Annotated in this window: 23 protein-coding genes; 10 read left to right on the top strand and 13 right to left on the bottom strand. The window is 62.5% G+C overall.

Going from position 1 to position 24,865, the window contains the following annotated elements; genetic code table 11:
* Positions 1–139: 139 nt before the first annotated feature.
* The 3 genes from M1E16_RS17960 to M1E16_RS17950 all read left to right on the top strand — a co-directional run bounded on the left by M1E16_RS17960 (position 140) and on the right by M1E16_RS17950 (position 3,362).
* Positions 140–2,011: a SurA N-terminal domain-containing protein gene (locus M1E16_RS17960; RefSeq protein WP_458128042.1), complete on the top strand. Its 1,872-nt coding sequence runs from the start codon at positions 140–142 to the stop codon at positions 2,009–2,011.
* 218 nt (positions 2,012–2,229) lie between these two features.
* The gene (locus tag M1E16_RS17955; RefSeq protein ID WP_458128041.1) at positions 2,230–3,105 is read left to right on the top strand and encodes a DUF2242 domain-containing protein; all 876 of its coding nucleotides are present in this window, start codon (positions 2,230–2,232) and stop codon (positions 3,103–3,105) included.
* Positions 3,106–3,218: 113 nt separating this feature from the next.
* Complete coding sequence (locus M1E16_RS17950) at positions 3,219–3,362, top strand: hypothetical protein (protein WP_458128040.1); 144 nt, start codon at positions 3,219–3,221, stop codon at positions 3,360–3,362.
* 37 nt (positions 3,363–3,399) lie between these two features.
* On the opposite strand, the gene M1E16_RS17945 is transcribed toward M1E16_RS17950, so the two are convergent.
* Entirely contained in the window at positions 3,400–4,434 is a 1,035-nt protein-coding gene (locus M1E16_RS17945) for an AraC family transcriptional regulator (protein WP_434697344.1), read from the bottom strand.
* Positions 4,435–4,436: 2 nt separating this feature from the next.
* On the bottom strand, positions 4,437–5,567 hold the full coding sequence (locus M1E16_RS17940; RefSeq protein WP_458128039.1) for a carbon-nitrogen hydrolase family protein: 1,131 nt from the start codon (positions 5,565–5,567) through the stop codon (positions 4,437–4,439).
* Between the two features lie 260 nt (positions 5,568–5,827).
* Between M1E16_RS17940 and M1E16_RS17935 the strand changes: the two genes are divergently transcribed.
* The 3 genes from M1E16_RS17935 (at position 5,828) to M1E16_RS17925 (ending at position 9,889) form a co-directional block, all read left to right on the top strand.
* Positions 5,828–7,867: an oxidoreductase gene (locus M1E16_RS17935; protein ID WP_458128038.1), complete on the top strand. Its 2,040-nt coding sequence runs from the start codon at positions 5,828–5,830 to the stop codon at positions 7,865–7,867.
* A 202-nt stretch (positions 7,868–8,069) separates the two neighbouring features.
* Positions 8,070–8,978, top strand: a complete 909-nt coding sequence (locus M1E16_RS17930) for a 1-aminocyclopropane-1-carboxylate deaminase/D-cysteine desulfhydrase (protein WP_458128037.1) — start codon at positions 8,070–8,072, stop codon at positions 8,976–8,978.
* Between the two features lie 251 nt (positions 8,979–9,229).
* The gene (locus tag M1E16_RS17925) at positions 9,230–9,889 is read left to right on the top strand and encodes a hypothetical protein (protein WP_458130341.1); all 660 of its coding nucleotides are present in this window, start codon (positions 9,230–9,232) and stop codon (positions 9,887–9,889) included.
* Positions 9,890–9,981: 92 nt separating this feature from the next.
* Here M1E16_RS17925 and M1E16_RS17920 read toward each other — a convergent pair whose 3' ends face one another.
* Positions 9,982–11,370 carry a type VI secretion system Vgr family protein gene (locus tag M1E16_RS17920; RefSeq protein ID WP_458128036.1) on the bottom strand — a complete coding sequence of 463 codons (1,389 nt, stop codon included), beginning with the start codon at positions 11,368–11,370 and terminating at the stop codon, positions 9,982–9,984.
* Between the two features lie 220 nt (positions 11,371–11,590).
* On the opposite strand from M1E16_RS17920, the gene M1E16_RS17915 reads away from it, so the two are divergent.
* Complete coding sequence (locus tag M1E16_RS17915; protein ID WP_305500095.1) at positions 11,591–12,295, top strand: YebC/PmpR family DNA-binding transcriptional regulator; 705 nt, start codon at positions 11,591–11,593, stop codon at positions 12,293–12,295.
* 5 nt (positions 12,296–12,300) lie between these two features.
* Here M1E16_RS17915 and M1E16_RS17910 read toward each other — a convergent pair whose 3' ends face one another.
* The 8 genes from M1E16_RS17910 to M1E16_RS17875 form a co-directional block, all read right to left on the bottom strand.
* Complete coding sequence (locus M1E16_RS17910) at positions 12,301–13,644, bottom strand: leucine-rich repeat-containing protein kinase family protein (protein WP_458128035.1); 1,344 nt, start codon at positions 13,642–13,644, stop codon at positions 12,301–12,303.
* Positions 13,645–13,898: 254 nt separating this feature from the next.
* The gene (locus M1E16_RS17905; protein ID WP_458128034.1) at positions 13,899–14,960 is read right to left on the bottom strand and encodes an ABC transporter substrate-binding protein; all 1,062 of its coding nucleotides are present in this window, start codon (positions 14,958–14,960) and stop codon (positions 13,899–13,901) included.
* An 18-nt stretch (positions 14,961–14,978) separates the two neighbouring features.
* Positions 14,979–16,094, bottom strand: coding sequence for an NAD(P)/FAD-dependent oxidoreductase (locus tag M1E16_RS17900; RefSeq protein WP_434697351.1), 1,116 nt, complete (start codon positions 16,092–16,094; stop codon positions 14,979–14,981).
* On the bottom strand, positions 16,091–17,446 hold the full coding sequence (locus M1E16_RS17895; RefSeq protein ID WP_458128033.1) for an FAD-dependent oxidoreductase: 1,356 nt from the start codon (positions 17,444–17,446) through the stop codon (positions 16,091–16,093). The genes M1E16_RS17900 and M1E16_RS17895 overlap by 4 nt, the downstream gene beginning before the upstream one ends.
* A gap of 148 nt (positions 17,447–17,594) precedes the next feature.
* Positions 17,595–17,885 (bottom strand): (2Fe-2S)-binding protein, encoded by a 291-nt coding sequence (locus M1E16_RS17890; protein ID WP_458128032.1) that lies wholly within the window; start codon positions 17,883–17,885, stop codon positions 17,595–17,597.
* Between the two features lie 7 nt (positions 17,886–17,892).
* Positions 17,893–18,687, bottom strand: coding sequence for an ABC transporter permease (locus tag M1E16_RS17885; RefSeq protein ID WP_458128031.1), 795 nt, complete (start codon positions 18,685–18,687; stop codon positions 17,893–17,895).
* Positions 18,688–18,693: 6 nt separating this feature from the next.
* The gene (locus M1E16_RS17880) at positions 18,694–19,563 is read right to left on the bottom strand and encodes an ABC transporter permease (RefSeq protein WP_458128030.1); all 870 of its coding nucleotides are present in this window, start codon (positions 19,561–19,563) and stop codon (positions 18,694–18,696) included.
* Positions 19,560–20,585 carry an ABC transporter ATP-binding protein gene (locus M1E16_RS17875; RefSeq protein WP_458128029.1) on the bottom strand — a complete coding sequence of 342 codons (1,026 nt, stop codon included), beginning with the start codon at positions 20,583–20,585 and terminating at the stop codon, positions 19,560–19,562. The genes M1E16_RS17880 and M1E16_RS17875 overlap by 4 nt, the downstream gene beginning before the upstream one ends.
* Before the next feature lie 245 nt (positions 20,586–20,830).
* On the opposite strand from M1E16_RS17875, the gene M1E16_RS17870 reads away from it, so the two are divergent.
* Complete coding sequence (locus M1E16_RS17870) at positions 20,831–21,667, top strand: IclR family transcriptional regulator (RefSeq protein ID WP_458128028.1); 837 nt, start codon at positions 20,831–20,833, stop codon at positions 21,665–21,667.
* A 154-nt stretch (positions 21,668–21,821) separates the two neighbouring features.
* On the opposite strand, the gene M1E16_RS17865 is transcribed toward M1E16_RS17870, so the two are convergent.
* Together M1E16_RS17865 and M1E16_RS17860 are read right to left on the bottom strand one after the other, a co-directional pair.
* Positions 21,822–22,574 carry an anti-sigma factor family protein gene (locus M1E16_RS17865; RefSeq protein ID WP_434697356.1) on the bottom strand — a complete coding sequence of 251 codons (753 nt, stop codon included), beginning with the start codon at positions 22,572–22,574 and terminating at the stop codon, positions 21,822–21,824.
* Positions 22,571–23,077 (bottom strand): sigma-70 family RNA polymerase sigma factor, encoded by a 507-nt coding sequence (locus M1E16_RS17860; RefSeq protein ID WP_434573222.1) that lies wholly within the window; start codon positions 23,075–23,077, stop codon positions 22,571–22,573. The genes M1E16_RS17865 and M1E16_RS17860 overlap by 4 nt, the downstream gene beginning before the upstream one ends.
* Before the next feature lie 167 nt (positions 23,078–23,244).
* Here M1E16_RS17860 and M1E16_RS17855 point away from each other — a divergent pair, with 167 nt between their 5' ends.
* Entirely contained in the window at positions 23,245–24,327 is a 1,083-nt protein-coding gene (locus tag M1E16_RS17855) for a catalase family peroxidase (RefSeq protein ID WP_458128027.1), read from the top strand.
* Complete coding sequence (locus M1E16_RS17850; RefSeq protein WP_458128026.1) at positions 24,324–24,860, top strand: cytochrome b; 537 nt, start codon at positions 24,324–24,326, stop codon at positions 24,858–24,860. The genes M1E16_RS17855 and M1E16_RS17850 overlap by 4 nt, the downstream gene beginning before the upstream one ends.
* The last annotated feature ends 5 nt before the right edge of the window (positions 24,861–24,865 follow it).

The raw sequence follows: 24,865 nt of genomic DNA, 5'->3' as shown, positions 1-24,865 counted from the left end.
CCAGGGCTCGCGGGTTCGAGCCCGGTCCGCTCCGCCAGTTACGAGAAGGCGCATCCTCGGATGCGCCTTTCTTCTATCCGGATTCTACCCACGCTCCACGGTTGCCTAATTTTGAAGTTCAACCGTTTCTGGGGGACGCATGCTGCAGAATATCAGGGACAATTCACAAGGCTGGATTGCCAAGACCATCATCGGAATCATCGTCGCATTGATGGCGTTGACCGGTTTCGAAGCTATTTTTCAAGCCACCACCAACAGCAATGACGCGGCCAAGGTCAACGGCGAAAAAATCAGCCAGAACGAGCTGAGCCAGGCGGTCGATATGCAACGCCGTCAGCTCATGCAACAGCTGGGCAAGGATTTCGACGCCTCCCTGCTGGACGAGAAGATGCTGCGTGACTCGGCGCTCAAAGGGCTGATCGATCGCAAGCTGTTGCTGCAAGGCGCAGACGATGCGAAATTCGCTTTCTCCGAAGCCGCGCTGGACCAGGTGATCCTGCAAACGCCGGAATTCCAGGTCGATGGTAAATTCAGTCCTGAGCGTTTCGACCAGGTGATTCGCCAGTTGGGTTATGGCCGACTGCAGTTCCGCGAGATGCTGGCGCAGGAAATGCTCATTGGCCAATTGCGTGCCGGTCTCGCTGGCAGCGGTTTTGTCACCGATGCCCAGGTGTTGGCATTCGCCCGCCTGGAAAAGCAGACCCGTGATTTCGCTACGCTCACCGTCAAGGCGGATCCGGCGGCGGTGAAGCTGACCGACGATGAGGTCAAGGCTTACTACGACCAGCACGCCAAGGAGTTCATGACGCCTGATCAGGTAGTCATCGACTATCTCGAGCTGAAGAAGGCTTCGTTCTTCGATCAGGTCAGCGTCAAGGATGAAGATCTGCAGGCGGCTTACCAGAAAGAGATCGCCAATCTTTCCGAACAGCGTCGTGCTGCGCACATCCTGATTGAAGTGAACGACAAGGTCACCGAAGCCCAGGCCAAGGCCAAGATCGAGGAAATCCAGGCTCGACTGGCCAAAGGCGAGTCGTTTGAGGCGCTGGCGAAGGAATTCTCCCAGGATCCGGGCTCAGCCAACAACGGTGGCGATCTCGGTTATGCCGGTCCAGGTGTCTATGATCCGGAGTTCGAAAAGGCGCTGTATGCGTTGAACAAGGATCAGGTCTCGGCACCGGTGCGAACCGATTTCGGCCTGCACCTGATCAAGCTGCTGGGAGTCGAAGCGCCTGAGGTTCCGAGTTTTGCGAGCCTGAAGGACAAGCTGACCCGCGACCTGAAGACCCAGCAAGTGGAGCAGCGGTTCGTCGAGGCGACCAAGCAACTGGAAGACGCTTCGTTCGAGGCTTCCGACCTGGCCCAGCCAGCCCAGGACCTTAAGCTGACCGTCCATACCTCGGCACCGTTCGGTCGTGAAGGCGGCGAAGGGATCGCGGCCAACCGTGCCGTGATCACCGCTGCGTTCAGCCCGGAAGTGCTGGAGGAGGGGGCCAACAGTACCGCCATCGAGCTGGATCCGGAAACCGTCGTGGTGCTGCGTGCCAAGGAGCATCGCAAGCCTCAGCAGCTTCCGCTGGAAAACGTGGCCGGGCCGATCCGCGCCCAGTTGGCCAAGGAACACGCCAGCGCTGCCGCCAAGACTCAGGCCGATGAGTTGATTGCCAGCCTGCGCGATGGCAAGACGGCGCTGGACAAGCCTGTCAACGGTCAAGGCTGGAAAGTCGTCGAAGCGGCGACCCGCAGCCAGGAAGGTATCGACCCTGCGGTACTGCAGGCGCTGTTCCGCATGTCCAAGCCTGAGTCGAAGGACAAGCCGACGTTCGCCAGCGTGACCCTGCCTGACGGCGGCGTGACGGTCCTGCGCTTGAACGGCGTCAACGAAGGTGCTGCTCCGACCGAGGAAGAAAAGGCCGAATACCGTCGGTACCTGGCGTCCCGTGTCGGCCAGCAGGACTTCGCGGCTTATCGCAAGCAATTGGAAAGCGAGGCAGACATCAAGCGCTTCTGACTTGATGCGTGACCCTGAAGACCCCGGCCGAAAGGCCGGGGTCTTTTTGTATCCGTGTATTGCCAGGACGGCGATGTTCGTCGATTCATCAGGATTGCTTCTTTTTCCCGCTGGCATCCCCCCGTAGACTTGTAAGCCCTTTGAGACAAGATTACCCAAGCTGTCCGGCCGCATTCTGTTGCACAATACGCCCCGGACTGTTTTCCTCAGGATGTTCAATGTTCAGATCATTTCACATTCGCACCGTTGGGCTGGCATTGCTGCTGGTCGTCGCGACCGGTTGCTCTTCCAAGAAAGCGGCCATTTACGAGCACGAGAACTTCGATGATTCGGGCACGTTCTCGCGTACCTATCCGGTGACTGACGTGGCGACTTGTGAAGCAGGACGTCGTGCGCTGCTGAGCCAGGGGTACATCATCACCAGCAGCGATCCGAAGCTCGTCAGCGGCCACAAGAGTTTCCAGCAGACTGGCGACACGCACATGGAAATCAGTTTCAACCTGGTCTGTGCCGAAGATGGCGGTCCGGGCCACCGCGCCACGATCTTTGCCAACGCTCTACAGGACCGGTATGCGCTGAAGAAGACCAATAACTCAGCCAGCCTGGGCGTGGGTGTATTGGGGTCGGTGTCGATGCCGATTGGCTCGTCGGACGATTCGATGGTCAAGGTCGCCAGCGAAACGGTGTCCGCAGCCAAATTCTATGAGCGTTTCTTTGCGCTGGTGGAGGTGTTCCTGCCTCCCGAAGCGAAAAAAGCCGCTGGAAACGTCGACAAACCGAAAGCCGAACTGGGCATTCCAGAGCCGAAGGTGGAGCCGGCTGCCCTGGCTCCCGCCGCAACTCCAGCGCCCGCGACAATCCCGGCACCCGAGCCGACTCCTGCTCCCGTTGCGCCGGTCGAAGAGGCTGCTCCAGCACCTGTCGAAACCGCGCCGGCCGCTTCCGAGCCGGTCGCGCCGCCTGCCGAGCCTGCGCCAATCGCTCCCAGCGAGCCGGAGTCCTACGCACCCCCGTCGACAGAGAGCATTACTCCGCCACCGCCCAGTTCCTTGCCGGCGCCAACCGAGCCGATCCAGCCGCTTCCTGCATCCTGACCCTGTGGTGGGGCGGTAACGCCTTGCCACACCTGCGCTGATTAAATTCCCAATGCTGTGCTACGTTTAATTCATGAAGCCTTGGCTTCATGTTTTGTTCATCAAGCAGCTTTATGCTGATTCCAAGGCCATCAGGCATCGGTTTCAAAGATTATTGGGAAGGACAGGCAATGGACGATTATCAGGAAGAGCTGCTCGAATATCAGGCTTATGAACTGGACCCCCTGGAACCTGCCGAAGACGCCACGGAACTGTAGGTAGCAGACATTACAGTGCAGGCCGGGAGCCTGGTGTTCAAGTCGCTCTACGGCTACGCCGGAACTCTCCCGGCGTCTGGTTGTTCCAGCGCTTGAAAGCCCGTTGGAATGCCTCGGCCGAGGCGAACCCCAGCAGGTAAGCGATTTCGCCAAAGGCCAGCTCCGTGTCGCGGATGTACGTCATGGCGAGGTCTCGGCGAGTGTCGTTGAGGATCGCCCGGAACTGCGTACCTTCTTCCGCCAGCTTGCGGCGCAGCGTCCAGGTTGGCAGCTTCAGGCGCATCGCCACTTCTTCCAGATCCGGCTCCCGTCCGCCGTTGAGCAGCGGCCCCAGCAATTGAATGATGCGCTCGCGCAGGGTGCGGGTGCGAGTCAGCTGTTCCAGTTCCCGTTCACATAACTGAACCAGATGGCGCCAGGTGCTGGGGCAATGCTGTGGGTTGCGCAGGGCGAGGCTGTCCAGCCCCAGGCGCAATTGGTTCTGCTCGGCTGCGAACTGGATCGGGCCTTCGCCGAGGCTACGGTAGGCTTCGAGGTAAGTTGGCTCCTCGAATTCGATTTCGATACGTTCGGCCCGCAACACCACGTCGCAGACGCTGGACAGTTGCTGGAGCCAGCCGGCAATGATCGAGTCCACGACGAAGCGGTTGTAGGCGTTATACGGGCTGATGGAGTAGAACCGCAGCCACGCGCCCCGGGCGTCCTCGTGAAGACTCGATTGCCCACGGTAGTTGGAACCGTACAGCGGCTCGAAGCGGATCATGCAGCGTGCGGCTTCGCGTACGGTGGGCGCCTGGGCCGCGGTGACGCCGGCCAGCCCGGCCTGGCTCAGGCGACTGAGCTGGCCCATGCGCAGGCCCAAGGCCGGATCCTGTGTCAGTTGGATGGCGGCATGGCCCAGGCGCATGTAGCGCGGGATCGACAGGCGCGCCCCGGGCTCAGCCAGGCGCGCGGCATCGAGGCCGTATTGTTCGAGCAATGGCTGTGGGTCATGGCCGTGACTGGCCACTGCGTCCGCCAGGCTATGGACGAAACCTACGGACAGGTCACCCAGGCGCATAGGCTTTTGCATACCTAAAGCCACAAGTTCAGCAGGCGTGCGCCACGGGCTTCACCATCGGTGAATTGCTCGCCGTTGTGGCTGATGAAGCTCTGGCCAGCGCTGCCGTTGTCCCAGAACTGCCCACGCAAGAATACGCTGACGCCGCCGCGGGCCTGGCTGATGGGCAACCGGCTGGTCAACGTCAGCCGACGCCAGGCCTGCCCCTCGCTCACCTCACCGGGCTTGAGGCTCACTTCGCTTGGCGTGGACAGGCCTTTGTAGCCGGCCCAAGGCTTGTTCCAGGCGTCGCGGCCGATGACAAAGGCGGGCACGGCGATCAGTTGGGCCCCTTGTTCGTCGAGTTGTCGATAATGAAGCGGATACCAACTGTCGCTGCCGATCAGCACGCCCAGGCGCCCGGCCGGCGTGTCAATGACATGGGTGACGTCCGGTCGTTCGGCCCCAAGCACGTCCTGCTGGTCAAACACCGGGTGTCGCTGGCGTTGTGGTTGGCCGATCGGCCGGCCGTCACGACCGAACACCAGGCTGCTGTTGTACAACGCGCCACCACCGATTTTCAGCTCGCCTTCGCTGACGCTGGGCTCGGGCAGTACGATGGAGCCGGCCACGAGCGTTACGCCGAACTCCTTGGCCAGCCCACCGAACAGCGCCTGGTAGTCATGGGCCATGCTGTCCGCCTTCATGCGCAGGTACGCATCGTCCAGCCGGCTGTCGCCCTGGGCGTCCGCCAATGCGCGGATAAAGGCCAGCGGATTGCTGATGGCGAGCCAGTTCATGGCCTGTTTGAAGGTAGTGGCCTGGTACACCTCGTCCTTTTCGCCGCTGACCATCAGCCAGGTGCCGATATGCTCGGGCAGGACCACGACGGTTTTTTCGTTGACGAACCCTTGGTCGCGGGCAGTCTGCAGGTACGCTGCCAGCTTGCGATGCAGGCGTTCGGGGCTCTGGTAGTCGGTGGGGAATAATTCCGGCTGGATGCCCAGCAGGTTGCCTCGGTCGGCCGGCGTGCCCCGGTCGACCGCCAGGTTGATCCGCAGGTCTGACAGGTAATGGCCCGCCGGACGGTCTGCTGTCCACAGTGCATAAGTGATCAGGACGGCCGTCAGGGCCAGTGAGAACAGCAGGTACAGAAATTTGCGCATGGGGACAGTCGATGGCCGCGTACAGGTTCGTGATTTTCATCAGAAGTCACGCGGCAGGGTACGGTAAAACAACGGTTTAGCGAAAGGGCGCGTGCGTGCACTTCGGGAACCGTCTGCCGGCGCGGGCTCTGTGCATTTCGATCATCAAGTTGTCAGTTACGGCCATTGAGCGCTCGCATCCCGACTCTTACGCTGTCGGTCATGACTGATGGAAGCCGCAGAGCTTCCGCATTTTTCCGTGATCGCCCGTGGAGTTATCGATGACCGCCCCTCATTACCCGCATTTGCTGGCCCCGTTGGACCTGGGTTTCACCACGTTGCGCAACCGTACCCTGATGGGATCGATGCACACCGGCCTTGAAGAAAAGCCCGGCGGCTTCGAGCGCATGGCGGCGTACTTCGCCGAGCGGGCCCGGGGTGGGGTCGGCCTGATGGTCACCGGTGGAATCGGGCCGAACGATGAAGGTGGCGTGTACTCCGGCGCGGCCAAGCTGACCACTGAGGAAGAGGCCCTCAAGCATCAGGTCGTCACGCGGGCCGTGCACGAAGCGGGGGGCAAGATCTGCATGCAGATCCTCCACGCGGGACGTTATGCCTACAGCCCCAAGCAGGTGGCGCCAAGCGCGATCCAGGCGCCGATCAACCCGTTCAAGCCCAAGGAGCTGGACGAAGAGGGCATCGAGAAACAGATCCGCGATTTTGTCACCTGTTCGGTATTGGCTCAAAAGGCCGAGTACGACGGTGTCGAAATCATGGGCTCGGAAGGCTATTTCATCAACCAGTTCCTGGCTGCGCATACCAACCACCGTACCGACCGCTGGGGTGGGAGCTACGAAAACCGCATGCGTTTGCCGGTGGAAATCGTGCGCCGCGTACGCGAAGCGGTGGGGCCGAATTTCATCATTATCTTTCGCCTGTCCATGCTCGACCTGGTTGAAGGTGGCAGCACCTGGGATGAAATCGTCCAGTTGGCCAAGGCCATCGAACAGGCCGGCGCAACTATCATCAATACCGGTATCGGTTGGCATGAGGCGCGTATTCCCACTATCGCCACCAAGGTCCCGCGGGCGGCGTTCAGTAAAGTCACCGCCAAGCTGCGCGGCTCGGTGAGTATTCCGTTGATTACCACCAACCGCATCAACACCCCTGAGGTGGCCGAGCAGATCCTCGCCGAAGGCGACGCCGACATGGTGTCCATGGCGCGGCCGTTCCTTGCGGACCCGGAGTTCGTCAACAAGGCCGCCGCTGGCCGCGCAGACGAAATCAACACCTGCATCGGCTGCAACCAGGCCTGCCTCGACCATACGTTCGGGGGCAAGCTCACCAGTTGCCTGGTAAATCCGCGGGCCTGCCATGAAACCGAACTCAATTACCTGCCCGTAACCCAGGTGAAGAAAATCGCCGTGGTGGGCGCCGGTCCTGCCGGATTGTCCGCGGCCACGGTGGCGGCCGAACGCGGTCATCAAGTGACGCTGTTCGATTCGGCCAGCGAAATTGGCGGCCAGTTCAACGTCGCCAAGCGCGTTCCGGGCAAGGAGGAGTTCTTCGAAACCTTGCGTTATTTCAAACGCAAGCTGCAGACTACCCACGTCGAGTTGTGCCTCGATACCCGGGTCGATGTGGCGCAACTGGTGGCCGGCGGTTTTGACGAGATCATCCTGGCCACCGGCATCGCCCCGCGCGTACCGGCGATCCCGGGTGTCGAGCATCCCAAGGTGCTGAGCTACCTGGACGTGATCCTTGGACGCAAGCCGGTGGGCCGCAGTGTCGCCGTGATCGGGGCCGGCGGGATCGGTTTCGATGTGTCGGAGTTTCTCGTTCATCAGGGGGTTGCCACCAGCCAGGACCGTGAGGCGTTCTGGAAGGAGTGGGGCATCGACACCCAGCTGCAGGCTCGCGGCGGCGTGGCTGGAGTCAAGCCCGAACCTTATGCACCGGCGCGGCAGGTGTTCCTGTTGCAGCGCAAGAAATCCAAGGTCGGTGACGGGCTGGGCAAGACCACCGGCTGGATTCATCGCACCGGCCTGAAGAACAAACAGGTGCAGATGCTCAACAGCGTCGAATACCTGAAGATCGATGACGAAGGCCTGCACATTCGCATCGGCGAAACGGGCGAGCCACAAGTGCTGGCCGTCGACAACGTGGTCATTTGTGCCGGCCAGGATCCGTTGCGCGAGTTGCAGGAAGGCCTGGAGGCGGCGGGGCAGACTGTGCACCTTATCGGCGGCGCGGATGTGGCGGCGGAGCTGGATGCCAAGCGCGCCATCAACCAGGGCTCGCGGTTGGCGGCGCAGTTGTAGCGCTCAACCTTCCGGGAAAGGTTTGCCCTTGTGGGAGCGAGCTTGCTCGCGATAGCGGTCAGTCATTTGCATGAGTGTCGACTGACCTGGCGCTATCGCGAGCAAGCTCGCTCCCACAGGGTGACGGGGGTGTATCCGGATCCTCATACCGGCCGCCACCAAGCTGATAAGATCCCCGCACCTTCCCATCCGGTCTGCTGCAATGCTTTTGTCTGCCCTCGACTGGCATCCTCAACCGCGCCTCGAACCCCTTCACCTCGACTGGCTGGCGCGGGCCGGTATCGAGGTGGCGGTCTTGCGCCTGGACCGTATCGATCCGCTCATCAGCGGCAATAAATGGTTCAAGCTGCTTCATCATCTGCGTGCTGCCCATGCCAACGGCGCCGAGGGCGTGATGAGCCTCGGCGGCGCCTATTCCAATCATTTGCATGCGTTGGCTGCGGCGGGGCAGCGATTCGGTTTCCAGACGGTGGGGTTATTGCGCGGCCATCCCCGGGAGACGCCTACGACGCTTGATCTACAGACGTTCGGCATGACCTTGCACTGGTTGGGTTACGGCGGGTATCGAGAGCGGCATGAGCCGGGGTTCTGGGCTCCCTGGCAGGCAAAGTACCCGCATTTATGGCCGGTAGCTGAAGGGGGCTCGGGGTTGCCCGGCGCGCAAGGCTGCATGTCCTGGGTAACGGCCGCCCGCAGCCAATTGGCCACGTTGGGTTGGGAGGATTATCACGGTTGGTGGCTGGCCTGCGGCACCGGGACGTCGCTGGCGGGGCTGGTTCTGGCTGAAGCGGGCGAGCATCCGGTTCATGGTGTCCTGGCGGTGCCTGAAGACCATGGGGTGCTGCAACATGTTGAAAGTATTCTGGTGGAGGCGGGCATTGGCAATGCGCGTTATGAGTTGCTTGATGGCAGTCGTGGCGGTTTTGCCCGGGTGGATACAGGACTCAGCGAGTTCATCGAAACCACCAGCGCTATCGAACTGGAACCGCTGTACACGGGCAAGGCGCTGATGCTGCTCAGGGCCCGGATTGAAGCCGGGACATTTGTCGCCGGCACTCGCTTGATTTTCGTTCACACCGGCGGCTTGCAAGGTCGCCGCGGGTTCGATTAATCGACCGTCAACTATGTTCCGGCATTATACCCAGCAATGCAGGTGAGTATTGCTGGTTTTGGCTGGATTCATATTTGTACGCTTTTTATCATTTGTAAGATGGGGGGGATCTATTTACTGTTGTCCGCAAGTTTGCTGGATTGGCGAACTAACGATTCAGCATGGCCGGATCGTACTTAATTTTTAAAAGGAATTAAAAGATGAATAAGTTTTGTGGCAGCTACGGTTATAAAGGTATCGCGAGCAAACTGATGGCAATCGGGCCGCCGAGGCCGAGGCCGGTCAAGCCAGCGGTCAAACCGCCGGTCAAGCCGCCGGTAAAGCCAGCGGTCAAACCGCCGGTAAAGCCAGCGGTCAAACCGCCGGTCAAGCCGCCGGTAAAGCCACCGGTCAAACCGCCGGTCAAGCCACCGGTCAAACCGCCAATTAAGCCGCCGGCCACCCCCCCAAAGCCGGTCAAACCGCCGGTCGCACCGCCAAAGCCGGTCAAGCCACCGGTCACACCCCCAAATAAGCCGGGCAATCGACCAGTATCCAAGCCCAAACCAAACGACGCGCCGTCAACTCCTCCACAAAATAAGCCTAAGCCCACGCTCCCGCCGTCGCCTCCGTTGAACCCCTGGCCTGTTTTGGATCTCCTTGACGCTTCTGTCGCTATTGTAAATCTAGTCGATGCGGTCGGAAGTATTAAGAACAATAATGGAACCACTTCTTTACCCGATGGCAGTGTGGTCGATGCTGAAAAAACTTCCGTGACGCGGCCGGATGGGATTATTCAGTATGATGACGGAACAGTGGAGCATCCTGATGGAACTATTGTTTTCGCCAGTGGCGAAATTCAATATCCGGATGGCAGCGTGTTGTATCCCGACGGGGATTTGCTGGATAAAGATCACCATAAAATCAATTGATGCCTTTACATCATTTCGCAACCTTGCCGGGCGGTACCGACGCTTCGAGTGGTCCACATCGAAGGGGGGCGGCCGCTCAATAATCCGGGCGTTCAAGCGATGGGGTCAGGGCGGTTCAGCAGCCAGTCCAGCAATAACCCCGCATCACGACAGGGCGGCGTTGAGGGGCCGACGATTGGCCCGCCGATGTCGCTGGCGCCGGGTCCCGGGGGGCTGAATACTCCGGGGCATAGCACTGGCCTGTCGGGATCGCCGTCGAGAAAAGTCACCAGCACCTGGCTGCCAGCCGGCGGCGCCTGGCAGTCATGCAAGGTCAACCGCGACAGAGGCAATGTGATGACTTCGCCCTCCCGGGTCCAAAGGCTGACGTTAACCTGGCCATGCCCATGCTGACCGTGCACATAGGCAAGATGACTGCCGGCGATGGGCGGCTTCGGGTGCTTGAGGGCTGGCCTGAACACAGTGGACCAGGGAATGGCCAGGAACCGATTGCGATAGTGTCGGGATGCAGGAGAGGAAGACGGGGCTTCGAGGATCGAAGGCTGTCGCCCGCGATGCTTGATCTCGGTAATCAACCATTGATCGTTGAACGTAGATATCGGATGGCCACCGATCTGCACGATGGAGGCACTGCGCAAGGTCGGTTGGCTGCTCTGGCCGTGGATTTCCCTTTGCGTGCAGCGCAGCCGCTCGAGGGTACGGCGACCTGCCTGTTGGGCTTGCGCAACGTTGGTGCAGGCCGCCTCCAGCGTGGGGGTGAAAGGGTGGTTGGCTGCCGAGGTTTCAGAAACCCCGGCCAACGCCCGATCCCTGGCGTTGGCCGGCAACAAAGGTGGCGTCAGGTGATGGCGCTGGTACAGGCGCTCAATGGCCGGTTGGCCTTCCTCCTGATGCAGGTTCAACCCGAACGGCTGATCAGGGAAACTTGTCGCATCTTCTGCAAATACCAGGACATGGCCGGTAGGGGCGTGCTCGAAGTGATAGTGGATGCCTTCTTCCTCACACAGCCGTTGCAACAGTTCGAGATCGCTTTCGTCGTACTGGACACAGAACGGCCGGCACGGGTAGTGCCCGTGCGGCAATTCAAACCGGAAACTGTGGGCGGGCAATTCGTGTTCTTCCAGTAAGTGTTGCAGCAGCTGGATTGGGCTGAGTTGGCCAAAGACTCGGCGTCGAGGGCTTTGCTCCAGACGCTGCAGGTAAGGCACCAGCCTCAGGCGATAGCCAACGCGGTGCTGGGAATGAGAGGTCAGGCTGACGCTGTCGACGATCCCATGCACACCCGACTCGGCACTCAGGTGCAGAAACGCCTGTTGGCCGAGAATGATGTCGAGGCTTATCGGAGGCGCCAGGCCGATCAAGTCAAGGTCGAACCGAAACGGTTGGTTGAGGGCTTCTCGTCCGCTGAATCTCTGGACATGAAGCCGTAGGTTGCTTTTTGTGAGTGTGAGGCTGAAGGAATAATCCGTATCGTTGCGCATCGCAGCTCTGTATTTGCAGGGAGAGGGCGCTGAGGGTACGAAACCGCTGTGCACTACGGTGTATCCGAATGACACTTTCAGAAACCCCCTACATCAGTTTGCGAAAATGTCGATCCGGCGAGCGCGATTTTTTGGTCGATCAGCCGGTTTAGGCCGTATAAACTTGGCGCCACAGCGCCGGCCGGCAGATGTCTCGGCGCGTCAGACAAGAGAGTGAGTAATGGGCGCACAGTGGAAGGTTAAACACAAAGAAGCGGCTGCCAACGCTAAAGGCAAGATTTTCGGCAAGCTGGTGAAGGAGATCACCATCGCAGCGCGTAACGGCGCCGATGTCGCTACCAATGCGCACCTGCGCCTGGTGGTTGAGCAGGCGAAAAAGGCCTCGATGCCCCGCGAGACCCTGGAGCGCGCGATCAAGAAAGGCTCCGGCCAGCTCGGTGAAACCGTTCAGTATCATCGCGTGACCTACGAAGGGTTCGCGCCCCATCAGGTGCCGCTGATCGTTGAGTGTGTGACCGACAACATCAACCGTACCGTCGCCGAAATCCGTGTCGCGTTCCGCAAGGGCCAGTTGGGTGCTTCCGGTTCGGTCGCCTGGGATTTCAACCATGTCGGCATGATCGAAGCTGCGCCGGACAGCCCTGACGCCGATCCGGAAATGGCCGCCATCGAGGCCGGTGCCCAGGATTTCGAGCCGGGCGAAGACGGGGCGACGCTTTTCATCACCGAACCTGCCGACCTTGACGCCGTTCAGAAAGCGTTGCCGGAGCAGGGTTTCACCGTGCTGTCGGCCAAATTGGGCTATCAGCCGAAAAACCCGGTCAGCGGCCTGAGCGACGAGCAGATGGCCGAAGTCGAGGCGTTCCTGGAAGGCCTCGACAACCATGACGATGTGCAGGACATGTTTGTCGGCCTGGCCGGTTAAGCGACTTACCTTGTGGTGAGGGAGGCAGCTCCCTCGCCACGGTCGTCGAACAAGCCAGCTATCTCGTCAAACCCCGGCCGCGCCAGTACGTCCGGCTGACAGCAGCGCGTCTCCAGCTGTCGCAACCGCTCAAGCGTCTCATCCGCGAGCGCCGGCTCGATCCGCGCCAGCAACTCCCCCAGCAGAATCCCGAACGCCCGCACCTCGATGCGTTGCAGGGCGCGCGTTTGCGGCGTGTCAGCCGTGGCATGGAAAGACGCCGCGCCGAAGTCGCCGAGCAGGCAATCGCCCTGGTCGTTGCAGAGGATATTGTGGCCGTACAGATCCCCATGGGTGATGCCCTGGCGATGCAGGTGCGCCGCCACCGACGCAACGCCTTGGGCGATGCGCAAGGCCGCCGCTGCGCTCAGGCGCAGCTCGTCGTCGTAGACGTCGCGGGTGCAGGACGCCAGGCTCGGCAGCCCGGCCAGGTTGCGGTAATCGGGTCCGATCAGGGCCATCACCAGCCCGACCTGCTGCTCGGGATGACCGCTGACCTGGCCCAATACTTCGATCAGGTTCGGATGCTTGCCGGCTGTGATGCAGGCATGCATTTCATGCAGCGGCGAGCCATCGCTGGTCATCTGGCCTTTGTACAGCTTGACCGCGACGTCTCGCGCGGGGCGGCCCGGTGCTTGCCACAGCGCTTGATGAATCACCCCCGAAGCACCTTCGCCGAGAGTGTGTTGCAATCTCAGTTGCGGCCAGTCGACAGGCGTGGCGGCATGCAGCGCGGCGGCCTCGGCCTGGGCTTCCAAGGGATTCCCGGCGTAGGCCAGCCAACTGAGGCTCGGCAGCTCCAACAACCAGGACGGCAATTCGGTCAGTTGATTGGCGGCGATGCGCAGCAATTCGAGGCGATGACACTGGGCGAGGCTCTCGGGCAGTTGCTGAAGACGATTGCCCGCCAGCATCAGCTTTTGCAGGTGCGGGCGATGGCCCAGCTCATCCGGCAACTGGCTGACGCGGTTATCGGTCAGGATCAGCCAGCGCAGCAGTGGCGGCAAAGCCTGAGCGGTCACGTGCTCGATGCGGTTGGCCTTGAAGCCGATCATGGTCAACGCGCTGCAGCGTCCCAGGCATTCGGGCAATTCAGTGAAGCAGTTGTCGGAGCAGAACAGCACGCGCAGGCGTGGCAGCCGATACAGGTCGTCGGGCAGCGTATCGAGCTGGTTGCCGCTCAGGTCGAGAATTTCGAGGGAGTCCGCCAGGTTGAAAATTTCCCGGGGAAACTCCGTCAGGCCGCACGAGAGCTTCAGTCGGGTAATGCCTGACAGCTGGCCGGTGCGCAGTTGGGTGAGGGTGTGCATGGGCGGGTCGCATATAGGCTGAGAAGAGCGCAACTATCGAAATCGGCACCGAACCTGTGGCGAGGGAGCTTGCTCCCGCTGGGCTGCAGCGCAGCCCCAAAGCTGCAACTCCATCAACCTGACACACCGAGGTGCCAGATTCGGGGTCTGCTTCGCAGCCCAGCGGGAGCAAGCTCCCTCGCCACAGGGATCAAGCGTCGAGTTCGTTGGCGTTGTTGACCCGCATGATAAACAAAAAGACCGGCGCCTGTTGCCTAGCGCTCGATGCTGCGATTCCACCGCGCGTTCCAGGCCGGACGTTGCTCATTGACCTGGTCCCAATCCACCGCGATCGCGGTTTCCAGGTATTGCTTCATCGCTTCCACCTGGCCACGAGTCTTGTCAGTGGTCGGGGTGTTGGGGTTGGACGGGATCTGGTCGCCTTCCTCCAGGGCAATGGCCTGGGCTTCAGGCGTGAGCAGGAACGCGGCAAGTTTCTGCGCGAGTTCGGGTTCGCTGTTGTGGGCCACCGCGCATTCCGCGACGTTGAGCACCACTGCGCCTTCCTTCGGTTGTGCATACTCGACTGGCATGCCCTTGAGTTTCAAGGCGGTCACCTGGGTCGGCGTCAGTGGGAACAGCGCGGCTTCGTCGGTTTGCAGCATTTCGGAGATTTTTGCCGAGCTGGGAATGTACTCCAGCACGTTGCGCCCGATCGTGTTCGGCCAGGCCTTGAAACCCGGTTCGACGTCGGTTTCGCTGCCGCCCTGGATCCGGTTGAACATCAGGAAACCGTGCAGGCCGAAGGTCGACGACGCCATGGACTGGAACACCACCTTGTCCTTGAACCGCGTGTCGGCCAGGTCCATCCACGAGGTTGGTGTGTTCCAACCTTTTTCCTTGAACAGCCGCGTGTTGTAAGCAAGCCCGGTGACCCCGAGGCTGACAGCTACGGCCTGGTCCTTGATCCGGCCCTTGGCCGGAATCTGCGCCAGGGGCGGGCTGTCTTCAAGCTTGTCGCACAGCCCCATGGCGATGGCGCGGTACATGATGCCATCGTCGAGGAACATCACGTGCATCTGCGGGTTGCCCTTGCTGGCCTGGACCTTGGCGAGGATGTCGGCCGAGGTGCCTGGCACGATCACCACCTTGACGTTGTTGGCTTTCTCGAAGGCCGGCAGGACCTTGTCGGCATACAGCCGCTCCATGGTGCCGCCGTTCATGCCCAGGTAAAGCGTCGGCTCGGCCAACGCCTGGGTGACCGGGAGCAGGGCGCCCAGGCAAGCGGAGCCCAGCGAGCAGAAACCGAACAGTGCACTGCGTTTGACGTTATTCATTGGCGCGACCTTCCTCTATCAAGCAACGGAGATGGAGTGAAACCGGGTGATGGAAAACGCATCCAGCGGCGTCGTTGAGGCGCCGCAGCAGATGATCTCAGTGAGCGCCTGGCCCACCGCCGGGCCGATCTGGAAACCGGCGCCGGCAAAGCCGAACGCATGCAACAGACCGGATTGGGTACTGCTCGGGCCGATCACCGGTTGGCGATCGGGCAGGTAACCTTCGGTGCCGCTCCAGGTGCGAATCGCCTGGGCGCCCTCCAGGAACGGGTAGAGTTCGACGGCCTGGCGCAAGATCTCGATGACAGCACTCTGGCCGGGGCGGGCGCGGGCGTCATCGAGGGCGAAACCCTGGCCGCCACCCAACACGCAATTGCCCCGGGCGACCTGGCGCGCATAAATGCCGCCGCCTTCCACGCCAGTGCTGGCGTCCATCACCACCGGCAGCGGCTCGGTGACCAGCATCGCCGGGTGCCCGGCGTGCATCGGTACGGCCTCGCCAAATTGCGCGGCGAACCGACTCGCCCAGGCCCCGGCGCAGTTCAGCAGCCACGGCGCGCGCAGCTCAAGGCCTGTCTCGGTGCGCACGACAAAGCGCTGGCCGTCGTGCGTCACCTGGTTGACCGGGCATTGTTCGTAAACCTTTGCGCCATGCCTGCGGGCCGCCTGGGCAAATGCCGGCGAGACCAGGCGCGGATTGGCGTGACCGTCGTCCGGGCACAGCGAAGCGCCGACCGCGACGTCGCCGACCCAGGGAAACCGCCTGCGCAGTTCATCGCGATCCAGCAATTGCAGATCCAGGCCGAAGCCATGACTGCTCGCGGCATAATCATGCAACGCACGCAGGTCATCGAGGCTGCGGGCCAGCTTCAGATGACCGCTACGCTGATACTCACCGTCGATGCCGATCAGTTGCGGCAATCGCGCCCAGATCTCATGCGCGCGTTGCGACAACGGCAGTTGCGACAATGGCCGCCCCTGGCGCCGTACGCCGCCGTAGTTCACGCCACTGGAATGCGAACCGCAGAAGTCCCGCTCCAGCAGCGCCACGCTCCGCCCGGCCTGGCTCAGGAACAACGCCGCCGAGGCGCCGACGATACCGCCGCCGATGATCAGCGCATCCACTTCGATCATGACTCGACCTCCAGGCCAAACGGTACCGGCTTGATCGGCGCCTGTGCCCGCAGACGGCCGATTTCCTGAACGTTGCGTCCACTTTCCCGAGCGATGATTTCCGCCGCCGCGGCACCGCACATCCGCCCCTGGCAGCGGCCCATGCCGACCCGGCAATGGGCCTTGACCCGGTTGATTTCCCAATGGCCCTCACCCACGACCTGCCGGATGTCACCGACGCTGACTTCTTCGCAGCGGCAAATCATCAGCCCATCAGCGGCGCGGTCCGCCCAGTCCTCGGGAAACGCAAAGGCGCGCTCCAGGCCTTGCCGGAAACGGCCGATGCGTTCGAGGGATTGTTCCAGCTGGGCGCAGCGTTGCGGGTCGACCTGGTAGCCGAGATCTTCGAGCAATGCCAGGGCTGCCCGTTCGCCGGCCATTTCGGCGGCATCGGCGCCCATGATCCCGGCGCCATCGCCGGCCAGGTAGACCCCTGGCGAGCTGCTGCGCCCGGCGCGGTCGCGCTGCGGCAACCAGGCTCGGTTGAGCGGGTTCCAGGCAAATTCACAACCGAGCAGGTCGGCCAGTTGGGTTTCGCTGCGCAAGCCGTGGGCGAAGGCGACCGCATCGCAATCGAGCCGGTGCTGGCCTTTTCCGTTTTGCCATGACAACGACTGCACCCGGCGTTCGCCGTCGATGCGCGAAAGGCTGGCGCCTTGCTGCACGGCGATGCCGTGGGCTGTGAGCCAGGCGCGGTAATAGAGGCCTTTGGCGAGGGTGGCCGGTTGTGCGAGCAGGCCGGGCAGGGCGCGGGCCTGGGCGCTCAAGGGGGAGCTGTCGAGCACCGCGACGACATTGGCGCCGGCCTTGGCGTATTGATACGCCACCAGATACAACAACGGCCCGCTGCCGGCGAACACCACTCGCTGGCCGATGGCGCAGCCCTGGAACTTCAGGGCGATTTGCGCCGCGCCCAGGCTGTACACCCCCGGCAGCGTCCAGCCAGGCACCGGCAGGATCCGGTCGGTGGCGCCCGTCGCGACGATCACGCTGGCATACGCCAGGCGCGCGGCGCGGCCTTCATGCAAGGTATCCAGCAGCCGGCCCTCGGCGTTCCACACCAGCGTGTCGGGGCGATAGTCGATCTGCTCGCGCAATTCATCCACGGTTTGGTGCAGGGCGCTGGCCTTGTGCGCTTCGAAGCCATAGAGCTGGTTCGGCGTGCGCGTGAAGTTGGCCGGCTGGCGCCGGTAGATCTGCCCGCCGCCGCGTGCCGCCTCGTCCAGCAGGACCGGGTACACGCCATGGGCAACCAGGGTTTGCGCAGCGCGGATGCCGGCGGGGCCGGCGCCGATGATGGCTATGGGGTTCATGGCCACCTCGCTGGCGATGCTTGGAGATCGGTGGAGTGGCTGATGCCGCCTTCGCGAGCAGGCTCGCTCCCACAATGGGGTTGTGATGATGCCGGCTCTTCTGTGGGAGCGAGCCTGCTCGCGAAGAGGCCGCGTCTGTCAAAGTCATTCATACCTTGCGCCCCGGTTCGCGGCTGATCTGCTGGCCGGCTTCGAGCAGCGTCGAGCAGGCGCGCACGCGGCGGCCGTCGCCCAATCGGACCCAGCAGTCCTGGCAGGCGCCCATCAGGCAGAAACCGGCCCGGGGCTCCGCGCTGAAGTCGCTGCCGCGCAAGTGCCCAGCGCAGGTCAGCACGGCGGTCAGCACGGTATCGCCGAGCAGACCGCTGGCAGGCAAGCCGTCGAGCGTGAAGTCCAAGGCCGGGCGATCGCGCTCGGCCAGTCGTTTCAGCAGAGCCATGGCGCCCTCATTGTTTGCCCACCAGGACCCGATCCAGGCCATAGACCCGGTCGAGCAAAATCATCGTCAATGCAGTCAGCCCGATAACCAGCGCCGACACCGCCGCCATCATCGGGTCGATGGATTCGGTGGCGTACACATACATGCGCACCGGCAGGGTTTGCGTGGCCGGCGAGGTGACGAAGATCGACAGCGTGACTTCATCGAAGCTGTTGATGAACGCCAGCAACCAGCCTCCGGCCACGCCCGGCAGAATCATCGGCAAGGTGATCTGCCGGAACAGGGTGAAGCGCCCCGCGCCCAGCGATTGCGCAGCCTGTTCGGCGCTGCGGTCCAGGCCGATGGCCGACGCCAGCACCAGGCGCAGCACATATGGCGTGATCACCAGCACGTGGGCGAAGATCAGCCAGGTAAAACTGCCGTTCACGCCCATCAACGCAAACAGGCGCAGTAACGCGACGCCCAGCACCAGGTGCGGAATGATGATCGGCGACAGGAACAGACCATTGATAAAATCCCGGCCAGGAAACTCCAGCCGGGTGATTGCCAGCGCCGCCGGCACCGCGATCAATGTCGCCAGCGACGCCGCGCAGAACGCCAGGACCAGGCTGTTGTAGAACGCATCGACAAAATCCGCGCGCTCGAACACGGCACGGAACCAGCGCAGGGAAAACTCCGTGGTGGGCAGGCTCAGGGTGTTTTCCGGGGTGAAGGCCACCAGGCAGACCACCACCAGTGGCGCCAGCATGAACACCACGACCAGGGCGTGAAACAACAGGGCGAAAGGACCGTTCCTGGACATGAAGAATTACCCCAATGATTTCTTGTAGCGGCCTTCGATCATGCGGTTCCACGAGAGCATGATCAGCAGGTTGAGCAGCAGCAGCGCGACGGCAATGGCCGCGCCCATGGGCCAATTGAGTTCCGACAGGTACTGGTCGTAGATCAGCGTGGCGACCATCTTCAAGCGACGCCCGCCGAGCAGGCCGGGTATCGCGAAGGAACTGGCGGCGAGGCCGAACACAATCAGGGTGCCGGACAGTACGCCGGGCATGATCTGCGGCAACACGACCTTGCGGATCACCGTGAACTGGCTCGCGCCCAGGGACAGGGCGGCCTGTTCGGCGGCCGGGTCGAGTTTCTGCAACGAGGTCCACACCGGAATGATCATGAACGGCAACATCACGTGGACCAGGGCGATGACCACGGCAAACGGCGTGTAGAGCAGCTTCATCGGCGAGCCGCCAAGGGCCTGCAACGTCTGGTTGACCAGGCCGTCGGCGCCGAGCAGCAGGCTCCAGCCGAAGGCCCGCACCACCACCGAGATCAACAGCGGCGTGAGGATCAGAATCAGGAAAATCGAGCGCCAAGGCGCGCCCATGCGGCTGAGAATGTAGGCCTCGGGCACGCCGATCAGCACGCAGAGCACGGTGGTCAGGGCGCTGATCCACAACGTGCGCAGGAAGATTTCATAAAAGTACGGATCGCCCAGCAGGCTGGTGTAATGCTCGAACGTGTAGGCCTCGCTGTTGATGCCCGAGCCGTAGTCGAAGACGTTGAACGACAACACCAGCGTCAACCCGAGGGGAATGACCAGCAGGCTCAGGTACAAGGCCAGGGCCGGGGCCGACATCAGGTAACCCTGGCGGCCGCGCTTGATGGTATCCATCAGCTTCATGCCGACACCTCGTCCACGCTGAGCACCCGCAGCAGCGCCGGATCCCAGTCCAGGCCGACGGCGGTGCCTTCGGTCAGGGGCGCCGAGCCGTCGTTGCGGCGCACCACGCTGAGCTCGCCCAGGTTGGTGGCGACGCCGTACAGCCATTGACTGCCGAGGAAAAAACGGCTGGTGACAGCGCCTTGCAGCCGCCCCGCGCCGGCGGCGCACAGATCGATTTTCTCCGGGCGCAGGCTCAGGGTCAGCTCGCCTTGACCGGCGCCACAGACTTGCACGACGCCAGCGCTGTCCCGCTGGCCCGGGAGCAGGTTGGCTTTGCCGACAAAACCGGAAATGAACTCGGTGCGCGGGTGTTCATAAAGCGTGTAGGGCGCGTCGATCTGGGTGATCCGACCGGCCTGCATCACCACCACCCGGTCGCTGATCGACAGCGCCTCGGACTGGTCATGCGTCACCATCAGCGTGGTGATGCCGACCTCGCGCTGGATGCGGCGGATCTCGAACTGCATCTCCTCGCGCAGGTTGGCGTCGAGGTTGGACAACGGTTCGTCGAGTAGCAGCACCGGCGGTTCGATCACCAGCGCCCGGGCCAAAGCCACGCGCTGGCGCTGGCCGCCGGAGAGTTCACGCGGGTAGCGCTCGGCGTGCTGGTCGAGGCGCACCAGCTTGAGTACCCGATCGACCCGTGTCTGCAATTCGGTGCTCGGCACTTTGCGCATACGCAAGCCGAAGGCAACGTTGTCCTTGACGGTCATGTGGGGGAACAGCGCATAGCTCTGGAACACCACGCCCAGGCCCCGGCTGGCCGGCTTGGCGTGAGTGATGTCGCGACTGTCGAGGAGGATGCGCCCGCTGCTGGCTTCGACGAAGCCGGCGATCATTTGCAGGGTCGTGGTCTTGCCGCAGCCTGATGGCCCCAGCAGGGAGACGAACTCGCCTTTTTCCACCGAGAGGTTGGTGGCGACCACGGCGTCGAGGTCGCCATAACGTTTGCTCAAGTTTTCAAGTTGCACGAAAGCCATGACTGCGCTCCACCTGAGATTGTTATGCGTCGCCGCGAGGCGCGCTTTTTTGTATGGGCAGATACGAAAGGATGTCGCGGGGTGCGTTGGCGCTCGAGATCAACTCGGCTGCCGCTGTTGTTCGAATCGCCCCTGTATGGACGCAGAGTAGGACGAAGAATAGGATGGGCTCAATGGACTATTTCACTGAGACGACGACTATTTTCAGTTTCATCCAGTGAGTAAATTATCTGAAGAGAAATGACATGCCTGATTCCACTGAGCGGAACACAGAAAAAGGTGAAGTTGGGGTCGGCTCGGTCTCACGGCTGTTTGCGGTGCTGCGCAGCCTGGGCGAGACCGTTGAAGGCGGTGAGCGCGTGACGCAACTGGCCCAGCGCATCGGCCTGTCCCAGCCGACCACGCACCGCTTGCTGCGCAACCTGATGGACGAGGGCATGGTCGAGCAGGATGCGCGCAGCAAACGCTATCGGCTCAGCCTGGACTTCTTTGCCCTGGCTGCCCGCGCCGGCAATACCGGTAACCTGCGTGAACTGGCCAGGCCCGCCATGTTGCGGCTGTCGGCGTCGCTGGGGGATTCGCTGTTTCTGCTGGCGCGTTGCGGTTTCGATGCCATCTGCCTGGATCGCAGCGAGGGGCCGTTTCCGATCCGCACGTTCACCGGCGACATCGGCGGCCGCGTGGCACTGGGCGTGGGGCAGGGCAGCCTGGCGATCCTGGCATTCCTGCCAGAGGAGGAGCGCGACACGGTGATCCATTACAACCTGCCGCGGCTCAAGGATTTTCATTTGTACGATGAAGTCTTCCTGCGCACCGAGGTCGAGAACGTGCGGACACTGGGCTACGCCGGACGCAACACGGGTGTGTTGCAAGGCATGGCCGGGGTCGCGGTGCCCATTCTCGATCGTGACGGCCGGGCCGTCGCAGCGCTGAGCGTGGCGACCATCAGCGACCGGCTCGGGCCGGATCGCCTGCCGACGGTGGTGGAGATGCTCAAGCGCGAAGCCGCGGCGATCGGTCCGCGCATCAACCCGTTCGACCCGCTGCTGCGCAGGCCTTCGCAGGTGTTCAGGCAGGGGTGAGCAGCGCTTGCTGGCCGTCGCTACTCTCTGTGGGAGCGAGCCTGCTCGCGAAAGCGGTGTGCCAGTCGACATCACCGGGGCAGATACGCCGTCTTCGCGAGCAGGCTCGCTCCCACCAAGGGGGCCACAGGGGGCCCGCAGGCGACAGTGGCGATCAGAAGTTCAGGGTTTGCTTGAGCTTCTGCGCCGCCGGCATATCACTCGGGATGACCATCGCATAGTTGTATCCCGGCCCGGACCAGTATTCGGCCTGCAATTCACCGTCGCGCCGGCTGCCACGGGGCAGCAGGTAATTTTTCGGGCCAGGTGGGCGCACGTAGAAACTGATCTTCAGGCCGCTCGGGTCCTGATAGACCACCATCGCCGCGGCGCCTTGGTCAGTACTGAGCAATCGTCCGCTGACCGGCTTGAAGCCCGCCGCCGAGAGATCCGGCAGGCGGTCGGCCTGGGTGAAGTAGCGGTCGAGCCAGCCTTGCATGCTTTGCTCGTCGCCCGTCTGGTAGTCGGCGGGCAGGACGCCCTGCTGGGCAATCAAGCGGTAGGCCTGCAGCGCATCAGCCATGGGCGCTGCGGCGCTGAGCAGGGTCATCTGCCGGGCCTGCCATCCGCCGAATCCACCGACCCCGACCGCCAGCACCAGCACCGCCGCACTGGCCAGCTGGCGTCGGGACCGATGTCTGAGGCGTTGGCGGATGATCGCCGGATCCAGGCCAGGGTTGGGTGATTGCTGCAGGGCCGCGCTCATGGCCGCGCGCAATTGCTGGGTGTCTTGCTGCCATCCGCGGACCCGCGCGGCGACATCGGGATGGCTGTCGAGGTAGATCTGGACCTGGCGTTGGTCGTCTTCGCTGAGCTGGCGATCGACATAGGCGTGCAGGTCGCTGTCGCTGGGGGGCATGCTGATCATTTGAGTATCCGCAGGGCAGGGCGGGCGATTTCGCCTTCGCTGAGTTGACGCAACGCTTGGCGCGCACGGGACAGACGCGACATCACGGTGCCCGTCGGCACGTCCAGGATGTCGGCCACTTGCTGGTAGCTCAAGCCTTCCACCGAGACCCATAACAGCAGCGCACGTTGCTCGGTGGGCAGTTGATCGAAGGCCTGGAGTGACGATTGGGCGATGACACTGCGTTCGGCCGAAGGGTGCGCATCGTCGCGGCCGGTGAACAGTTCGAGCATCCGCGCATAACGTCGGGAGCGGCGATGGGCATCGAGGAACTGCCGGTAGAGAATCGAAAACAGCCAGGCCCGCAGGTCGCCGTCCGGGCGCTTGTCGGTCCATTTCGACAAGGCCCGTTCCAGGCATGCCTGCACCAGATCATCGGCATTGCTGGGATTGCGGGTCAGCGACACGGCAAAACGTCGTAGCCGTGGGATGAGCAGGCGCAACTGGTCGTCGAGTTCGTTCATGGGCGGGCAGCTTCGTTGGGCAATCGCTGAGTTGGGACTGGAAAGACGACCCGGGAACGAGATTATTCCAGCGCAGGAAAAATAAATACGCGACGTGGGAATAAACCCGTCGGGCTTTCGTCTGACAGGTCCTTTCCACAGATGGCCGTGTGCCCTGGAGTCTGCAAATGGTTGACCCTTCTTCTGAATCGAGTCGGCGGCCGTTGAGCGCTGCCAGCCTGGCGTTGCGCCTGACCGGCATCGCCGCGGTCGTCGCCGCGCTGGCCGGGACATTCGCTTACGTGAACGGTACCCTGGACCCGCAACGACTGACGCCCAAGGCCTTGGTCAACGTGCTGGAAACCAATAACGGGGTTCATCCGGGTTTTCGGCGCAATCACTCCAAAGGTGTCTGCGTTGCGGGCTATTTTGAGAACAGCGGCGAGGCGCGAGCCTACTCCAGCGCGCAGGTGTTCAACGATGCGCGGACGCCGGTGGTGGGTCGTTTTGCACTGCCCAGCGGCAACCCCTACGCACCCGATGGCAGCGTGCCGATCCGCAGCCTGGCGTTGCGTTTTACCCAGTCCGATGGCCAGCAATGGCGCACGGGCATGAACAGCATGCCGGTTTTCCCGGTGGGGACGCCCGAGGCGTTCTTCCAGCTTCAACAGGCCCAGTCGCCGGATCCGGCCACGGGTAAACCGAACCCGGCGGCGGTGCCGGCATTTTTTGCCGCGCATCCCGAGGCGATGCCGTTCCTGCAATGGATCAAGACCGCAAAACCCTCGGCCAGCTATGCCACCGAAACTTATAACGGGATTAACGCGTTCTATCTGGTCAACCCCTCGGGGGAGCGCCAGGCGGTGCGCTGGGCGGTAGTACCAACGAGCCAGGACGCGGCTCAGACCGCGCCGCCCCAAGGCGCTGATTTCCTTGAACAGGACCTGACGAAACGCCTGGCTGCCGGGCCACTGCGCTGGCAGTTGCACATTACCCTGGCCAATCCGGGCGACCCGGTCAACGACGCCAGCAAGGCCTGGCCCGGCGACCGCAAGGCGCTCAACGCCGGTACCCTGGTACTGGAGCGCGCCCAGGCGCAGGACAACGGGGATTGCCGCGACATCAACTATGACCCGCTGATCCTGCCCAGTGGCATCGAAGGCTCGGATGATCCGCTGCTGGCCGCCCGCTCGGCAGCCTATGCCAGTTCCTATCTGCGGCGCACCAGCGAAGTCAGCCAATTGCCCGCTACCCAGGAGTCCCGTCAATGAACGCCCCTCGACACTTCGCACCGCTGGCTCGGCTGCTGCATTGGCTGATGGCCCTGATGATCATCGCCATGCTGTTTATCGGCGCAGGCATGGTCGCCTCGGTGTCCGAGCGCCACGAATGGTTGCTCCAACTGCACAAACCTCTGGGCATCGCGATTCTGTTGCTGGTGATCGTGCGCCTGGTGGTGCGCTTTACCCGCCGTACGCCGCCGCTGCCAGCCGATCTGCCGGGGTGGCAGGTATTGGCGGCCAAGGCCTCGCATGTCTTGCTGTACGCCTTGATGCTGATCTTGCCGCTGTTGGGCTGGAGCATGATTTCGGCGGCAGGCGACCCGGTGATGCTTGGCGAATCGCTGCGGTTGCCCTCCATCCTGCCAGCGGATGCCCAGACTTTTGCGTGGCTGCGCAAGGCCCATGGCTACCTGGCCTATCTGTTGTTCCTGACCGTGCTGGTGCATCTGGCGGCGGCGCTGTTCCATGGGTGGGTGCGCCGGGATGAGGTGTTGGGCAGCATGTTGCGCGGCAAGGACTGACGCAT

It is taken from the genome of Pseudomonas sp. Z2-11, assembly GCF_054161305.1.
Note: the sequence above shows the minus strand (reverse complement) of the source record. Positions and strands in the feature narration are given on the sequence as shown.

What these genes read in the sequence shown, in the direction of transcription:
- M1E16_RS17915 (WP_305500095.1), top strand. Translation starts at nt 11,591, where the DNA reads ATGGGCGCACAGTGGAAGGTTAAACACAAAGAAGCGGCTGCCAACGCT.
- M1E16_RS17955 (WP_458128041.1), top strand. Translation starts at nt 2,230, where the DNA reads ATGTTCAGATCATTTCACATTCGCACCGTTGGGCTGGCATTGCTGCTG.
- M1E16_RS17920 (WP_458128036.1), bottom strand. Translation starts at nt 11,370, where the DNA reads ATGCGCAACGATACGGATTATTCCTTCAGCCTCACACTCACAAAAAGC.
- M1E16_RS17945 (WP_434697344.1), bottom strand. Translation starts at nt 4,434, where the DNA reads ATGCAAAAGCCTATGCGCCTGGGTGACCTGTCCGTAGGTTTCGTCCAT.
- M1E16_RS17890 (WP_458128032.1), bottom strand. Translation starts at nt 17,885, where the DNA reads ATGGCTCTGCTGAAACGACTGGCCGAGCGCGATCGCCCGGCCTTGGAC.
- M1E16_RS17905 (WP_458128034.1), bottom strand. Translation starts at nt 14,960, where the DNA reads ATGAATAACGTCAAACGCAGTGCACTGTTCGGTTTCTGCTCGCTGGGC.
- M1E16_RS17940 (WP_458128039.1), bottom strand. Translation starts at nt 5,567, where the DNA reads ATGCGCAAATTTCTGTACCTGCTGTTCTCACTGGCCCTGACGGCCGTC.
- M1E16_RS17880 (WP_458128030.1), bottom strand. Translation starts at nt 19,563, where the DNA reads ATGAAGCTGATGGATACCATCAAGCGCGGCCGCCAGGGTTACCTGATG.
- M1E16_RS17865 (WP_434697356.1), bottom strand. Translation starts at nt 22,574, where the DNA reads ATGATCAGCATGCCCCCCAGCGACAGCGACCTGCACGCCTATGTCGAT.
- M1E16_RS17925 (WP_458130341.1), top strand. Translation starts at nt 9,230, where the DNA reads ATGGCAATCGGGCCGCCGAGGCCGAGGCCGGTCAAGCCAGCGGTCAAA.
- M1E16_RS17935 (WP_458128038.1), top strand. Translation starts at nt 5,828, where the DNA reads ATGACCGCCCCTCATTACCCGCATTTGCTGGCCCCGTTGGACCTGGGT.
- M1E16_RS17950 (WP_458128040.1), top strand. Translation starts at nt 3,219, where the DNA reads ATGCTGATTCCAAGGCCATCAGGCATCGGTTTCAAAGATTATTGGGAA.
- M1E16_RS17910 (WP_458128035.1), bottom strand. Translation starts at nt 13,644, where the DNA reads ATGCACACCCTCACCCAACTGCGCACCGGCCAGCTGTCAGGCATTACC.
- M1E16_RS17930 (WP_458128037.1), top strand. Translation starts at nt 8,070, where the DNA reads ATGCTTTTGTCTGCCCTCGACTGGCATCCTCAACCGCGCCTCGAACCC.
- M1E16_RS17855 (WP_458128027.1), top strand. Translation starts at nt 23,245, where the DNA reads ATGGTTGACCCTTCTTCTGAATCGAGTCGGCGGCCGTTGAGCGCTGCC.
- M1E16_RS17885 (WP_458128031.1), bottom strand. Translation starts at nt 18,687, where the DNA reads ATGTCCAGGAACGGTCCTTTCGCCCTGTTGTTTCACGCCCTGGTCGTG.
- M1E16_RS17895 (WP_458128033.1), bottom strand. Translation starts at nt 17,446, where the DNA reads ATGAACCCCATAGCCATCATCGGCGCCGGCCCCGCCGGCATCCGCGCT.
- M1E16_RS17850 (WP_458128026.1), top strand. Translation starts at nt 24,324, where the DNA reads ATGAACGCCCCTCGACACTTCGCACCGCTGGCTCGGCTGCTGCATTGG.
- M1E16_RS17900 (WP_434697351.1), bottom strand. Translation starts at nt 16,094, where the DNA reads ATGATCGAAGTGGATGCGCTGATCATCGGCGGCGGTATCGTCGGCGCC.
- M1E16_RS17875 (WP_458128029.1), bottom strand. Translation starts at nt 20,585, where the DNA reads ATGGCTTTCGTGCAACTTGAAAACTTGAGCAAACGTTATGGCGACCTC.
- M1E16_RS17860 (WP_434573222.1), bottom strand. Translation starts at nt 23,077, where the DNA reads ATGAACGAACTCGACGACCAGTTGCGCCTGCTCATCCCACGGCTACGA.
- M1E16_RS17960 (WP_458128042.1), top strand. Translation starts at nt 140, where the DNA reads ATGCTGCAGAATATCAGGGACAATTCACAAGGCTGGATTGCCAAGACC.
- M1E16_RS17870 (WP_458128028.1), top strand. Translation starts at nt 20,831, where the DNA reads ATGCCTGATTCCACTGAGCGGAACACAGAAAAAGGTGAAGTTGGGGTC.